General features: G+C 69.0%; 11 protein-coding genes. 1 reads left to right on the forward strand and 10 read right to left on the reverse strand.

Going from position 1 to position 13,993, the window contains the following annotated elements:
• Positions 1-23: 23 nt before the first annotated feature.
• The gene (locus tag FHY09_RS15640) at positions 24-767 is read left to right on the forward strand and encodes a helix-turn-helix domain-containing protein (protein ID WP_166927836.1); all 744 of its coding nucleotides are present in this window, start codon (positions 24-26) and stop codon (positions 765-767) included.
• An 8-nt stretch (positions 768-775) separates the two neighbouring features.
• Here FHY09_RS15640 and thrC read toward each other — a convergent pair whose 3' ends face one another.
• The 10 genes from thrC to FHY09_RS15690 all read right to left on the reverse strand — a co-directional run bounded on the left by thrC (position 776) and on the right by FHY09_RS15690 (position 13,898).
• Positions 776-2,086, reverse strand: a complete 1,311-nt coding sequence (gene thrC, locus FHY09_RS15645; RefSeq protein ID WP_166927837.1) for a threonine synthase — start codon at positions 2,084-2,086, stop codon at positions 776-778.
• A gap of 26 nt (positions 2,087-2,112) precedes the next feature.
• Positions 2,113-3,027: a homoserine kinase gene (locus FHY09_RS15650; RefSeq protein ID WP_166927838.1), complete on the reverse strand. Its 915-nt coding sequence runs from the start codon at positions 3,025-3,027 to the stop codon at positions 2,113-2,115.
• Positions 3,024-5,537 carry a bifunctional aspartate kinase/homoserine dehydrogenase I gene (thrA, locus tag FHY09_RS15655; RefSeq protein ID WP_166927839.1) on the reverse strand — a complete coding sequence of 838 codons (2,514 nt, stop codon included), beginning with the start codon at positions 5,535-5,537 and terminating at the stop codon, positions 3,024-3,026. The genes FHY09_RS15650 and thrA overlap by 4 nt, the downstream gene beginning before the upstream one ends.
• A gap of 406 nt (positions 5,538-5,943) precedes the next feature.
• A complete protein-coding gene (locus FHY09_RS15660) occupies positions 5,944-6,891 on the reverse strand; it encodes a DMT family transporter (protein ID WP_166927840.1) in 948 nt (315 codons plus the stop codon).
• Positions 6,892-6,960: 69 nt separating this feature from the next.
• A complete protein-coding gene (locus FHY09_RS15665; RefSeq protein ID WP_166927841.1) occupies positions 6,961-7,653 on the reverse strand; it encodes a helix-turn-helix domain-containing protein in 693 nt (230 codons plus the stop codon).
• 98 nt (positions 7,654-7,751) lie between these two features.
• Complete coding sequence (locus FHY09_RS15670; RefSeq protein ID WP_166927842.1) at positions 7,752-8,186, reverse strand: BLUF domain-containing protein; 435 nt, start codon at positions 8,184-8,186, stop codon at positions 7,752-7,754.
• An 84-nt stretch (positions 8,187-8,270) separates the two neighbouring features.
• Complete coding sequence (locus tag FHY09_RS15675; RefSeq protein WP_166927843.1) at positions 8,271-9,383, reverse strand: hybrid sensor histidine kinase/response regulator; 1,113 nt, start codon at positions 9,381-9,383, stop codon at positions 8,271-8,273.
• Positions 9,380-9,952 carry a chemotaxis protein CheB gene (locus tag FHY09_RS15680; RefSeq protein WP_166927844.1) on the reverse strand — a complete coding sequence of 191 codons (573 nt, stop codon included), beginning with the start codon at positions 9,950-9,952 and terminating at the stop codon, positions 9,380-9,382. The genes FHY09_RS15675 and FHY09_RS15680 overlap by 4 nt, the downstream gene beginning before the upstream one ends.
• The gene (locus FHY09_RS15685) at positions 9,952-10,800 is read right to left on the reverse strand and encodes a CheR family methyltransferase (RefSeq protein WP_456362841.1); all 849 of its coding nucleotides are present in this window, start codon (positions 10,798-10,800) and stop codon (positions 9,952-9,954) included. Before FHY09_RS15685 ends, FHY09_RS15680 begins: the two co-directional genes overlap by 1 nt.
• The gene (locus FHY09_RS15690) at positions 10,773-13,898 is read right to left on the reverse strand and encodes a response regulator (RefSeq protein WP_166927846.1); all 3,126 of its coding nucleotides are present in this window, start codon (positions 13,896-13,898) and stop codon (positions 10,773-10,775) included. The genes FHY09_RS15685 and FHY09_RS15690 overlap by 28 nt, the downstream gene beginning before the upstream one ends.
• Between the last annotated feature and the right edge of the window lie 95 nt (positions 13,899-13,993).

Raw genomic sequence — 13,993 nt, forward strand, 5'->3', positions numbered from 1 at the left:
CTTTCCCCTCCCCGGCTGCAGACATGTCACGGCCCCCACTCGGCACCGCCGAGGCCCCTTCCTCCTCCGCCTGCTCGACCCTGGACTGCGCGCACTGCGCGGTGCGGCACCTGGCTGTGTGCTCGGCGCTGTCGCCGGAGGAAGGCCAGGCCCTGGAGGCGGTGACGGTGTCACAGCAGGCTGCCATGGGCGCCACGCTGGCACGGGCGGGTGAGCCCCGGTTGCATGTGTACACGCTCACCCAGGGTGCGTTGCGCCTGGTGCGCACGCTCGCCGACGGCCGCCGCCAGATCAGCGGGTTCGTGCTGCCCGGCGATTATCTCGGGCTGAGCGGCAGCGACCTGCACCGTTACGACGTGGAAGCCCTCGCCGACAGCCGGGTATGCCGGGTCTCGGTGGCGCACATGCGTGAACTGCGCACGCGCTACCCGCACCTGGAACGCAAGCTGCTGCAGCGCGCCTGCCAGGAGCTGGACGCCGCGCACGACGCGGCAATGGCATTGGCACGCCTGCAGCCACCCGAGAAAGTGGCGGATTTCCTGCTGCGCCTGGCCGAACGCGAGGCACGGCTCGGTGGCAACGCCCTGCGCGTCACGCTGCCGATGGGACGTGGCGACATCGCCGACCACCTCGGGCTGACCATGGAAACGGTCAGCCGCACCTTCACCCGGCTGCGCCAGCAGGACCTGATCGCCCTGCCCCACCTGAACGTGGTCGAGATCCTCGACGAGCCCGCGCTACGGCACCTGGCCGACGCGGGCGGCTGACCCCGCGCTCACGGCGTGCGCAGCAGCACCTCGGTCAGCGCACTGTAGTGGGCGGCCATCGGCTCGGCATGCGCCGGGCGCTGCAGGAGGGCATCGAGCGCCGGCGGTACCGCGACCGATCGTCCTACCAGGGGCTCCACCACCGCTTCGAATTTGGCCGGATGCGCGGTGGCCATTACGGCCCAGTCGCCCCCTTCACCCTGGCCGCGCAGCCGTTCGAGCACGCAGACGGCCGTCGCGGTGTGCGGGCAGATGACGTGGCCATCGCGCGCGAACGTGGCGGCGATCGTCGAACGGATCGCCGCGTCATCCACTGCATGGGCCTCGATGCTGGCGCGCAGGGCCGCATCGTCATGGGCGAACAACCAGCGCAACCGTTCGAAATTGCTCGGTGCCCCGACATCCATGGCGTTGGCGATGGTCGCCACGCTGCCCTGCTTCACGTAGTCCTGGCCGGCGAAGTAGCGCGGCAGTACATCGTTGGCATTGGTGGACAGCACGATGCGGCCGATGGGCAACCCGATCGCGCGAGCCAGGAGGGCGGCCATCGCATTGCCCAGGTTGCCGGTAGGCACGACCAGGTTCAGCGGCGCCCGCCCGGCCTGTTCGTGCAGCAGCGCCGCGTGTGCGTAGTAGCTCATCTGGGGCAGCAGACGGCCCAGACTGATGCTGTTGGCCGAGCTCATCGGCGCCTCCCGCTGCAACGCCTCGTCTGCCAATGCCTGCTTCACCAGCGCCTGGCAGTCGTCGAAGCTGCCGTCCACGCGCAGCGCCTGCACGTTGCCGCAGAAGCAGCCCAGCTGGTGGGCCTGCCTGGGCGACACCCGTCCATCCGGGTACAGCACCACCACGCGCAGTCCGGGCTGCCCGTGGAACGCCGCCGCCACCGCTGCGCCGGTATCGCCCGAGGTCGCCACCAGGATCGTCAGCGGCCGGTGCGGCTGGCCTGCCGGGCCGCGCGGGGCGCGCCGTGCCAGCGTCGCGGCGAGAAACCGCGCGCCGATATCCTTGAACGCGGCTGTCGGTCCGTGGAACAGCTCCAGCACATGGTCGCCCTGACGCGCCAGCGGGCGCAGCGGCACCGGGAAATCGAACGCCTCGGCGCAGAGCGCCGGCAAGGCGGGGGCCAGCACGTCGCCTTCGAAAAACGGTGCAAGGACCTGGGCCGCGGTCTGGGCGAGCGTTGGCATGGCCTGCCAGCGCCGCGCTGCTGGCAGGGTCTGGGGCACGTAGAGCCCGCCATCGGGTGCCAGGCCAGCGGCGATGGCCGCGCTGAGCGAGGTGGCGGCAGACTGGCCGCGGGTGGAAACAAAGCGCATCACGGAATCCTGTTGGAAGGAATGGCTCACAGCAGCACCGCCCCGGGCGCCGCCAGCGAAGAAACCCAGGCCTGGCTGTCATGGCCGGCCGCAGCGAATGCAGCGCGCACCGGCGCGGCGGCCGCGTCCGCGCTCGCACGGTCCTCGAACCACGCAAACACGCTGGGGCCTGCACCCGAGATGCTGGCTCCCATCGCGCCAGCAGACAGCGCGGCCTGCTGGGCGGCCGCGAAGCCTGCGATCAGGGGCGCCCGGCGTGGTTCGACCAGCACGTCGCGCAGACCCGCGCGCACCAGCGCTGGATCGCCCTGGAAACACCCGGCAAGTACCAGCGCAAGGTTCGCGCTCTGGGTCACGATCGGTGCCAGCGCATAATCGCCCTGCAGCACCTGCCGCGCGCGCCGCGTCTCGAGCACCGCATCCGGGTGCACCAACAGGCTGTGCCATTGCGCCGGCACCGGGATGCGTACCAGGCGGTCAGCGGTGCTGAGCACCAGGCCGCCCAACAGCATCGGGCCGAGGTTGTCACCATGCCGGCCGCCGCTGGCCACCACTTCGCCTTCCAGCGCGAACGGATACAGCGCCTCACGTGCCAGCGGTGCCTCCAGCAGCGCGTTGGCGGCTACCAGCGCGGCCACGCAGGAGGCGGCCGAACCGCCCATGCCCGAGCCCAGCGCGATGCCCTTGTCGATCTCAAGCGCAAAGCCATAGGGCAGCCCCAGGGCCGTGCGCAGCGCCATCAATGCAGCGCCTGCGGTATTGCCCGCCGGATCGCGCGGCAAGGCGGTGACTGCGCCGCGGATGGCGTCGATGCGCACCTGCGGCGTCTCGATACGGCGCACGGTCACCGTATCGCCGACGCCGGACAGGGCATGGCCAAGGATGTCGAACCCCACCGCCACGTTGCCGACCGAAGCCGGTGAAAAGGCCCGCGCGATCACAGGCGCGCGCCTTCGCCAGCGGCCACCCGCAGCAGATCGGCGAACACCCCTGCAGCGGTCACCTCCGGACCCGCGCCGGGCCCCTGCACCACCAGCGGGTTGTCGCAGTAGCGGCGCGTACGGAACTGCACCACGTTGTCGGTCAGGCGCAGGTTGGCAAAGGCATGCCCCGCCGGAACCTCCACCAGCCCGACCGTCGCCCCCGTCTCGGACAAGGCAGCCACGTACCGCAACACCCCCCCGCGCGCCCGCGCCTGCTGCAACTGCTCGAGCAGCACCGCATCGACGTCGGCGAGCCGATGCATGAAGTCCTCCACGTCCAGCGCCTGCAGGGCCTCCGGCACCAGGCTGGCCACGTGCACCTGCTCCAGGCTCAGCTCACGACCCGCCTCACGGGCCAGGATGACCAGCTTGCGCGCGACGTCCATCCCGGACAGGTCATCACGTGGATCCGGCTCGGTGTAGCCCATCGCGCGCGCCTGCGCCACCAGGGCGGAGAACGGCCGGGTACCGTCGAAACGATTGAACAGCCACGCCAGCGTGCCCGAGAAGACGCCTTCGATGCTCACCACGTCATCGCCGGTGTCGACCAGATCGCGCAGCGTGGTGATCACCGGCAGGCCCGCACCCACCGTCGCTTCATAACGGAACCGCGCACCGCTGGCAGCGGCCGCCGCCCGTATGCGCTGGTAGCGGTCCAGCGGCCCGGCCCCGGCCTGCTTGTTGGGCGTCACCACATGGATGCCTGCAGCCAGCCACTGCGGGTAACAGTCGGCCACCTGCGCGCTGGCGCTGCAGTCGATGATCACCGCGTGCGGCAGGTGCGCGCCGAGCAGATGCGCGGCGAACTGGTCCAGGTCCAACCCGGCGCGTGGGCCGTCCATCGCGTCCCGCCATGGCTGCTGCAGCGCGCGCGGCGCCAGGTGCATGCCACCGCGCGAGGCGATGGCACACAGGCGCAGGTCGATGTTGGCCTTCTCCAGCAGGTGTGGCTGCGCGGCCTGCAGCTGGTCCAGCAGCGCGGCCCCCACGTTGCCGGGCCCGATCACGCCGACGGCGAAGGTCTGCGGCGAGAGCCAGAAACCGGCATGCGCGGCACGCAGTGCGCGGGTGGCGTCGGCACTGTCGACGGCTACCGAGATGTTGCGCTCCGAAGAGCCCTGCGCGATGGCGAGAATGTTGACCTGCGCACGCCCCAGCGATTCGAACAGGCGCGCGGCCACGCCGGGCTGGCCCGCCATTCCATCACCGACTGCCGCCAGCACGCTGACCCCTTCGCGCACCTGCACGCGCTGCACCTGTCCGGCCGCCAGCTCATGCGCGAAGCCCTGCAGCAGGGCCTCGCGCGCGCGCCGTGCATCACCGCCACGCACCACGCAGCAGATCGAATGCTCGGAGGACCCCTGCGAGATCATCACCACCGAGACATGCGCCTGCCGCAGTGCGGAGAACACCCGCTCGGCGGTGCCGGGCACGCCGATCAGGCCGGTGCCTTCCAGGTTCAGCACCGCCAGGCCCGCGCTCAATGTCAGGCCCTTGATCGGCCCGCGGATGGTGCTTCCCGCACTGATGCGGGTGCCCGGATTGTCAGGCTGGAATGTGTTGCGGATGAGGATCGGCAAGCCACGCCTGATCGCCGGTGACATGGTCTGCGGATGCACCACGCGCGCGCCGAAGTAGGCCAGTTCGCACGCCTCGTCGTAACTCAGCGCAGCCAGCTGCACCGCTTCAGGGACCAATCGCGGATCGGCCGAGAGCACGCCGTCCACGTCCGTCCAGATCTGCAGTTCATCAGCATTGAACAACGCGGCGAAGATCGCGCCGGAGTAATCACTGCCATTGCGCCCCAACGTGGTGATGCGGTCCTGGCGGTCGCGTGCCACAAAGCCGGTGACCACCACGCGCGGCTGCGGATTGCGCACGCGCCACGCCTGCAGCCGCGCCGCACTGGCTTCCCAGTCCACGTCCACCCCCAGTTCGCCGTGGTCCACCACCAGCACCTCGCGCGCATCCAGCACCGCGCACGGCTCGCCCCGTGCACGCAGGTGCTCGCCGAGCAGGTGCGCCGAACAGACCTCGCCCAGTCCCTGCACCCGCTCAAGGACTTCCTGCGGCAGTTCCCCGATCACCGCCAGTGCGCCGAGGACCTGCATCAGTTCCTCGAATCGGCCGTCGATCCATTCCACGCTGGCGCCGGCATGCTCCGCCATCAGTGCCACCGCAGCGCCGCGATGGCGGGCACGCAGGCCATGCCACGCATCACGCCACGCCGGCGCGTCGACTGCCGCCTGGCGCGCCAGGTCGATCAGCGCATCGGTGACCCCTTTCATTGCCGAGACCACCGTGACCTGCACCGGCTCGGGCCGGTCCATCAGCAACGTGGCGACGTGGCGGTAGCGCTCGGCGTCAGCGACGGAGGTACCGCCGAACTTGTGCACCACCACGCGCGGCGACGGCTCGGGCAAGCAGGCTTGGGAAACTTCGTTGTTTTCTGCGGCGACGCTGGACATGGTGACCTCGATGGAGGCCCCGCAGCGGATCGATGGTGAGTTGCCCCGCCACCTGTTCCGGTGCGGGGCCGTGGTTTTCGTGAGTTACGCGAAGACGACGGACCGCACCGGACGGGTACCGGTGGTAATGGTGGTGTTCGTGGTGGCAATGGCAGCCGCACGCGGTCCACCGCCTCGGGCGGCACGGGAACGTCGGGCAAGGGCGGCGGCGGAATGCATGGCCCAAGAAAACTATGCCGCGCACGGAGCTGTCAAGGGCTGTGCTGCAGAAGTGCAAGGCCGCGACGGCGCGGCAGGCACCGCGGAACAAGTTGCATCGGTGACCAAGGGCCTGCGACAAGGCTTGCACGCCCTGGCCGGTGCAGGCGATGCACGTGCAGCCAAACCTGCGGCCGCACGGTGCCGATCATCCGGCGTGCTCGGCCACCGCGGCCGGCGCGCGATGTGCGCGGGCACAGAGCAGCACGCCTGCGACCAGGAAGACGATGGCGATGGCTTCCAGCAGCGTCGGCCAGCGCCGCTGCCAGGCGAATCCATACGCGAGTGCGAACAGCGTTTCGAACACGATCATCTGCGCGGTCAGGGTCAACGGCAGCAGCCGGCTCGCCCGGTTCCAGCAGGCATTGCCAACCAGCGAGGCGACCACGGCCACACCCGCGCTGATGCCCCAGAACAAGGCCCACTGCGCCGGCGGGTGCTCGGCCGCGGGCAGCAGGAAAGCCGCTGGCACCAGCAACAGGGCCAGCGCGCCGGTGACCACCCCGGTCAGCAGTGACCAGTCATGCGCGGAAAGATCCGGACGCCGCGCCAGCCAGCGGCTGTTGCCCACCGAATACGCTGCCCAGGAGAGCAGCGCGCCGAGTGCGCACAGCAGGCCCAGTGCACGCTGGCGCCACGGAGTGGCGATGGCTTCGGACAGCAGCGCTTCGTAGCCGACCAGCACCACGCCACACAGGCACAGCAGCAGCGAGGGCGCCAAGCGGCGCAATGGCACGGCGCCCACGGCGCGTGCGCCGACCAGCGTGACCACCACCGGCACCAGGCCGACGATCAATGAAGCCGCTGCGCCTCCTGCCCACTGCACGGCGGTGGCCAGCAGCAGGAAGTACACCAGGTTGCCAGCCAGGCTCAGCCAGACCAGGCCCCGCCACTCGGCCGCACCCAGGCGCGGCGCGAGCGCCCGCCAGCGCGGCGCCAGCAGGGCCAGCGCGATGGCCCCATAGAACAGGTAACGGCCAGCCGAGAGCTGGACCGCAGTGAAGGCGATCAGTACCGCTGGCGCCAGGAAGACCACGCCCCAAAGCGCCCCGGCTGCCACACCGTTGACCATGCCCCGTCGCATCGCATGACGCATCCGAATTCCTCCACCTCCATTCCAGGGTGCGGAGTGTAGGGCGCCGCCTGCCGGGCGTCTTGACCGGGGCTATGGCTGCCGTCGCCACGCGGCCGGCGTGGTGCCGGCGTGGCGGCGCATCGCCCGGGTCAATGCACTCTGCTCGGAGTAACCGGCCGCGTGCGCGATGGCGGTGATCGGCAGCGCGGTGGTGCGCAGCAGGTGCCGGGCCCAGCGCAGCCGCAGTTCGGCCAGCCAGGCCTGTGGTGGCAGGCCATACTCGCGCACGAACACCGCATGCAGATGGCTGCTGCTCAGCCCTGCCCACGCGGCCATGCGCTCCACCGGCCAGTCATCGCCCGGCGAATGCTGCAGTTCCATGCACAGTGCGTGCAGGCGCGTCCCGCTGCCTGTACGCGCAAAGGCGCGCATGAGCAGTGGCACAAGGTGCGTGGGGTCGCGGCCTTCGATTGTTGCGAGTGCTGCGCGCAGCGCGCCCGGAAGCGCCAGCCATCGCTGCGCACGCAGGGCGTGCAGCGTGTCGTCGTCGAACCAGGACCAGTCGCAGTCGATGATCAGGTGCCGGTTGGGCCCGTCGCCCACCTGGTCATGAAACTCGCCCGGCGCCACGAACGCGCCCTGCATGCAGCCCAGGCGTGCGCCCTGCCCGTCCAGCTCGAACTCGATCTCGCCCGTCAGCGGCAGCACCCACTGAGCGAACCGATGGCGATCGCCACCGGCGGAGGCCGCGTAGCTGCGCAGGTGAAAGCGGGGAGCGTGCATCGGCAAAGTGTGCTCGTCGCTGCCAGCACCGGCAAGACCGTGAGCGCGCATCGGCGGTGCCAGGGACGGTTGCCGCAGGCGGCGCCGGCGGTCCGGGATCAGCCGACCTGCACCAGCGGCTGCACCATTTCTTCGAGCAGCGCGATGCCGCTGGCGCGCGTGCCGTTGACGGTATCGTCGAGCGTGCGCGCGAAGCCGGCCCAGTCGCTGTGAGCCAACTGGTCCAGTTCAGTCTGCAGGCTCGGCAGCCATCGCATCGACCAATAGGGAAAGTAACGCGCCGGTACGCTGCCACCGGCCAAGCGGGTCATCGACGAATGACCGGAGGCTTGAACAATGCGCTCGTAGACGGACGCGATGCCGTCCTCGGGGCCTTCCACGTACTGCAGGAATCGGGCGCCGTCATACAGCAGGACGCCGGTAACGCCGGCTACCCGGTTGAACCGCGCGGCGTCTTCCACGATGGCATCCAGGCGGTGGTGCGGCATTTCAGGCGCTGCCTCGCTGATGTAGGCAATGGCGCGCAGGGACATGGAGCATCCTTTACGGTGTGAAGGCACACCGTAACAGGACGTTGCCAAAACCCGAACAGAATCACCACCCTGAAGCTGAAGAATTCAGCTTCGGCGTGGCAGCGAGGCTTCGAACACGACCTCACCGGCCTCATTGCGCGCATGCAGCGTACCGCCATGTGCCCGCACGAACTGATCGGCGATGTACAGGCCCAGCCCCAGCCCCTTGCTGTAATGGAAGCTGGCCTTGAAGGGCTCGAACAGCCGCGGCAACAGCGCTTCGCCGATCTGTCCGGCATTGCGCACCCGTAACACCAGCCGGGTGGGGTCGCCGCCTTCGAGCTGGACCTGGACCGGTGCCTGGCCGCCGTGGGTGAACGCATTGCCCAGCAGGTTGGATACCACCTGGGCCAGGCGATCGGCATCACCGTCCACACGCATGTCGCCTTCGCAGGTCACCTCGATGCGGGCCTCGGCCTGACCCTGCCGAACCTCCTCCACCACCTGGGCCACGACCGTGCTGGCATCGCACGGGCGCGTCTGCAGGCGCAGGCCACCGGAGCGGATGCGCGAGAAATCCAGCAGCTGCTCGACCATCCTGGCCATGCGCAGTGCGCTCGATTCCAGGTGCCGCAGGGTCTGCTGGGCACCGGCCTCTTCAGGCACGTCCAGCGACAGCTTGTCGGCGCAGAGCAGGATCGAGGAGAGCGGCGTGCGCAGATCGTGCGTCAGCACCGCCACCATGGTTTCATTCAGGGTCAGCGCCCGCTCCAGTGCCTCATTGCGGGCCTTCAGCAGCAGCTTCTGCTGGTAGAGCTCGATGAACACACTGACCTTGCCGAGGATCACCTGCGGCTCCACCGGCTTGTGCAGGAAATCCACCGCGCCGGTCTCGTAGCCTTTGAAGGAACGCACCGGGTCCTGCGGCGAGGCGGTGAGGAAGATGATCGGCACGTGGCGGCTGCGCTGCGAGCCGCGCATCAGCTCGGCCAGGGTGAAACCGTCCATCTCCGGCATCTGCACATCGAGCAGGGCCAGCGCCACATCGTGTTCCAGCAGCAGCTCCAGCGCCTCGTTGCCGGACGCCGCGCACAGGATGCGCAGGCCGTCGCGGCGCAACAGCGCCTCCATCGCCACCAGGTTCTGCGGCACATCGTCCACGATCAGCAGCGACACGGGCGCCTCGTCGGCGGTCGCTGTGGGTGGGAGCAGGTTCATGTGAAATCCTTCAGGCGATCGCAGATCAACGACAGGGTCAGCACCGCATCGGCGCCAGCCAGTTTCAATGCCGAAGCGGGCATGAGCGACGCTTCGGCTTCATCGGGACATTGCAGCCAGGCCTGCCCGCCCGCAGCGCGGACCGCCGCCACGCCCTGGCTTCCATCGCTGCTGGCACCGGTCAGCAGGATCGCCAGCACGCCTTCACCGAAGGCCGCCGCCGCCGATTCGAACAGCGGATCGATGGCAGGGCGCGAGAACATCACCGGCTCGTCCACGGACAGGGCCACGGTGCTCCGGTCCTCCACCAGCAGGTGGTAATCCGGCGGTGCGAACGTCACCGTTCCAGGCTCGAGCGGTTGCTTGTCCTCGGCTTCGCGCACCAGCAGTGCGCAGCCCGGGTCCAGCAGTTCAGCGATGCGGCTCGGGCGATCACGCGGCAGGTGCAGCACTACCAGCACGGGGATCGACCAGGTGGCCGGCAGGGCGCCGAGCACCTGCTGCAGCGCCGACACGCCCCCGGCCGAAGCGCCCATCACCACCACATCGGGCGCGCGAAGTGTGCTCATCACATCACCTTCCGGTACAGGCGTTGTTCGCGGGCACAGGCCTCGAACGCCGCCCCGTGTTCGCCGAACTGCAGCGACTCCTTGCTGCCCAGACCGAGGAAGCCGCGGTGCACGAGCGCCTCACGGAACAGGCCCACGGCGCGATCCTGCAGGGATCGGTTGAAGTAGATCAGCACGTTGCGGCAGGAGACCAGGTGCACCTCGGAAAACACGTGGTCGGTGGCCAGGCTGTGGTCGGCGAAGACCATGCCCTTGCGCAGGCGGCGGTCGAACACCGCCCCGTCGTACCCGGTGGTGTAGTAGTCCGACAGCGAGCCGTGGCCGCCGGCCTGCAGGTAATTGCGGCTGAACTGCGCGATGCGGTCGATGCCATAGGTGCCGGCCTCGGCCACCGCCAGTGCGGAGGGGTTGATGTCGGTGGCGTAGATGATCGCGCGGTCCAGCAGTCCTTCCTCGTGCAGCAGTATCGCCAGCGACCACACTTCCTCACCGGTGCTGCAACCGGCCACCCAGAGCTTGAACGACGGATAGGTGCGCAGCACGGGCACCGCATGCTGGCGCAACGCACTGAAATAGGACGGGTCACGGAACATCTCCGAGACCTGCACAGTGAAGAACTGCATCGCCTGCGCGAACAGCTCCGGCTCGTGCAGCAGGCGATGCTGCAGGTCGCTCAGGCGCGTGCAGTCGAACCGCTGCATCGCCTGGCCCATCCGCCGGCGCAGCGAGGAGACCGCGTAATTGCGGAAGTCGTAGTGGTAACGCTGGTAGATGGCTTCCACCAGCACCCGCAGTTCCAGGTCGAACAGCTCCTGCTCCATCATTGCCGCGAGCACCACACCCGGCACAGCGAGACCAGCTTGTCCACGTCGATGGGCTTGGCGATGTAATCATTCGCGCCGGCCTGCAGGCAGCGCTCGCGGTCATCCGGCATCGCCTTGGCGGTCAGCGCGATGATCGGCAGGTTCTGCAGGCGGCGCTGCGAGCGGATCTCACGCATCGCGGTCAGACCATCCATCTCCGGCATCATGATGTCCATGAGCACCAGGTCCACGTCCAGCTCGGCCAGCCGGTCCACCGCCTCGCGGCCGTTGCGCGCGATCTCCAGCTTCACCCCGAGCGGCTCCAGCACGCTGGAGAGCGCGAAGATGTTGCGCACATCGTCTTCGGCCAGCAGCACGGTGCGCCCGTCGAGCACCGAATCGCGGCGCCGAGCCTCGCGCAGCAGGCGCTGCTGGTCACTGGGCAGGTTGGCTTCCACGCTGTGCAGGAACAGAGTGACTTCATCGAGCAGGCGCTCGGGCGAGCGTGCGCCCTTGATGATGATGCTCTTGGAGTAACGGCGCAGGCGCTGCTCCTCCTCGCGACCGAGCACGCGGCCGGTGTACACGATGACCGGCGGGAAGCCGACCGCATCGTTGCCGGCCATGCGCTCGAGCAGGTCATAGCCGGTGCCATCCGGCAGCGCCAGGTCCATCACCATGCAGTCGAAGGTGGCGCTGCCCAGCTGCTGCAGCGCGTCGGCCACGGTGCCCACGGCGGTGATTTCCAGCTGGTCGCGGCCGAGCAGCAGCTCCAGGTTGCCGCGCAGTTCGCTGTCGTCCTCGACGATCAGCAGGCGGCGCATGTCGCGCTGGCTGGTCTTTTCCAGTTGGTGGATGGCCTCGGCCAGGCGTTCGCGGGTGGCCGGCTTGATCACATAACCGATCGCACCGAGCTCCAGCGCGACCTGGCTGCGCTCCATGCCGGACACCACGTGCACGGGGATATGGCGCGTCTTGGGATCACGCTTGAGCCGTTCCAGCACGCTCAGGCCGGACACATCGGGCAGGCCCAGATCCAGCAGCACGCCACTGGGCCGCAGCTCGCGGGCCATGGTCAGGGCATCTTCCGCCGTAGTCGCGACCACGCAGTCGAAATCAAGTTCGGAGGCCAGGCTGACCAGCGCCTCGGCGAACACCGGGTCGTCCTCCACTGCCAGGATCAGCCGGTCGGCCCGTGGTCCGCTGCCGGCCTGCCGCACGACCGGCGCCGCCGCCACCGGGACAGGCTCGGCGTGCGCGGTACCCACAGTGGCAGGGGCCACCGCAGGCGGCGTGGTGGCAGCCACGGCAGAGCGCTGCGCAGGCGCTGGCGCGGCGTGCGCACTCGCCGTGGCGGACTGTTCCGGCGCGCCGTTGAGCGGCAGTTCCAGAGTGAAGGTACTGCCCTGTCCCACGTCGCTGTGCACCTGGATGTCCCCGCCCATCCGGGTGGCCAGATCGCGCGAGATGGACAGGCCCAGCCCGGTACCCCCGTAGCGGCGGCGCGTGCTGCCATCGGCCTGGCGGAACGCTTCGAAGATGGCATCGAGCTGCTCGCTGGCGATGCCGATCCCGGTGTCGCGCACCACGAAGCGCACGCGGTCACGGCCGCTGGCTTCCACCCGCAGCGACACCGAACCGTGCTCGGTGAATTTCAGGGCATTGGCCAGCAGGTTCTTCAGGATCTGCTGCAGGCGCTGGCTGTCGGCCACCAGCTGGCTGGGCGCGCCCTCCCCGGCCGTCAGCTCGAGTGCCAGGCCCTTCTCGCGCGCCAGCGGCTCGAACGTCTCGCGCAGGCGCTGCAACGCACCGTCCACCACCACCACTTCATCGGCCAGCTCGACGTGGCCGGCCTCGATCCGCGCCAGGTCGAGGATGTCGTTGATCAGCGCAAGCAGGTCGTTGTTCGAAGACAGGATCGCCTGCGCGTACTTCACCTGTTCGTCGGTCAGCACGCCCTCCTTGTTGTCAGCCAGCAGCTTGGCCAGGATCAGCGAACTGTTGAGCGGCGTACGCAGTTCGTGCGACATGTTGGCCAGGAACTCGGACTTGTAGTGCGAAGCGGCCGCCAGCTCGTTGGAATTGCGCACCAGCTGCGCCTGGGCCACCAGCAGGGCCTGCTTCTGGCGCTCCAGCTCGTGGGTGCGTTCTTCCAGCGCAACGTTGGTCTGCTCCATCTCCGCCTGCTGCTGCTCGAGATTGGTCTGCGAATGCAGAAGGCTGCGACTCTGCTCCTCCAGCTCCTCATTGGCCACGCGCAGCTCTTCCTGCTGCGCCTGGAGCTCTTCACCCTGCCGCTGCGATTCCTCCAGCAGCTCGGCCAGGCGCGCGCGCAGCAGCGCCGCACGCAGCGCCATGCCGATGGTATCAGCGGTGCGCAGCAGCAGTTCAGCATCCAGCGCCGGCATCGTCCCGGGTGTGGTCCGGCCCAGCTCCAACACCCCGATCACCTGACCATCGATGGTGACCGGCGCCAGCACCCGCTCGCGCACCACGGTCTCGCCAAGGCTGGAGCTCACACGCAGCAGCGCATCGTCGCCGCCCACCAGGTGGCGGACCTTGCCATCACGCACCACCTGTCCGAGCTGGCCGTCGTCCAGGCCGAGCGTGGCCGGCAGCCCGGTGGGCGCCGCGTAGCCGCCGGTCAGGTGCAGCCGGTTGCCCTCCAGGCGGTACACCACGGCCGTCTGCACCTGGAGCGGACGCGCCAGCGTGGCAGCGGCCGCATTGGCGATCTGTTCCGGACCCAGGTCGCCGCGCAGACTCAGCGCCACCTGGTTCTCGCTCTCCTGCAGCCACAGCGCGCGCCGCGCTTCAAGCCGCGCCACGACCGCACGGTTGACGATCAGGCCGATGGTCAGGAAGCAGACGCCACCGATAGTGCGGTTGATGTAGGAGAACGCGGAGTTGCTGCTTGCCGGGGCGATGTTGTAGCCGACCGCAAGCAGCACGCAGGCAACGACTGCGACCAGCAGGGGCAGGCCCGCATGGCGCTGGAACACAGTCACACCGATGCCCAGGAAGTACGTCAGCCAGGCCGCGTATCCCAGCGGCACAACCAACTCCAGGGTGGCGGTGACCGCAAGCAGGGCCGCAGCGGTCGCCCAGATCCAGCGGTCGTGCGTGGCCGAAACGGTCGTCATCGTGTCGCTTCCAGATGCAAAGCGGCCGATGTTACCTGAATGCAAGTCGTTTAAGACACGTCCGAGGGTTGCCGGTCCCCGTGCACGGAGCCTTC

The sequence above is a fragment of the Xanthomonas sp. 60 genome, from assembly GCF_011761925.1.

Coding starts and splice junctions, on each gene's coding strand:
- FHY09_RS15640 (WP_166927836.1), top strand. CDS start 24: ATGTCACGGCCCCCACTCGGCACCGCCGAGGCCCCTTCCTCCTCCGCC.
- thrC (WP_166927837.1), bottom strand. CDS start 2,086: ATGCGCTTTGTTTCCACCCGCGGCCAGTCTGCCGCCACCTCGCTCAGC.
- FHY09_RS15675 (WP_166927843.1), bottom strand. CDS start 9,383: ATGAACCTGCTCCCACCCACAGCGACCGCCGACGAGGCGCCCGTGTCG.
- FHY09_RS15660 (WP_166927840.1), bottom strand. CDS start 6,891: ATGCGTCATGCGATGCGACGGGGCATGGTCAACGGTGTGGCAGCCGGG.
- FHY09_RS15670 (WP_166927842.1), bottom strand. CDS start 8,186: ATGTCCCTGCGCGCCATTGCCTACATCAGCGAGGCAGCGCCTGAAATG.
- FHY09_RS15665 (WP_166927841.1), bottom strand. CDS start 7,653: ATGCACGCTCCCCGCTTTCACCTGCGCAGCTACGCGGCCTCCGCCGGT.
- FHY09_RS15680 (WP_166927844.1), bottom strand. CDS start 9,952: ATGAGCACACTTCGCGCGCCCGATGTGGTGGTGATGGGCGCTTCGGCC.
- thrA (WP_166927839.1), bottom strand. CDS start 5,537: ATGTCCAGCGTCGCCGCAGAAAACAACGAAGTTTCCCAAGCCTGCTTG.
- FHY09_RS15690 (WP_166927846.1), bottom strand. CDS start 13,898: ATGACGACCGTTTCGGCCACGCACGACCGCTGGATCTGGGCGACCGCT.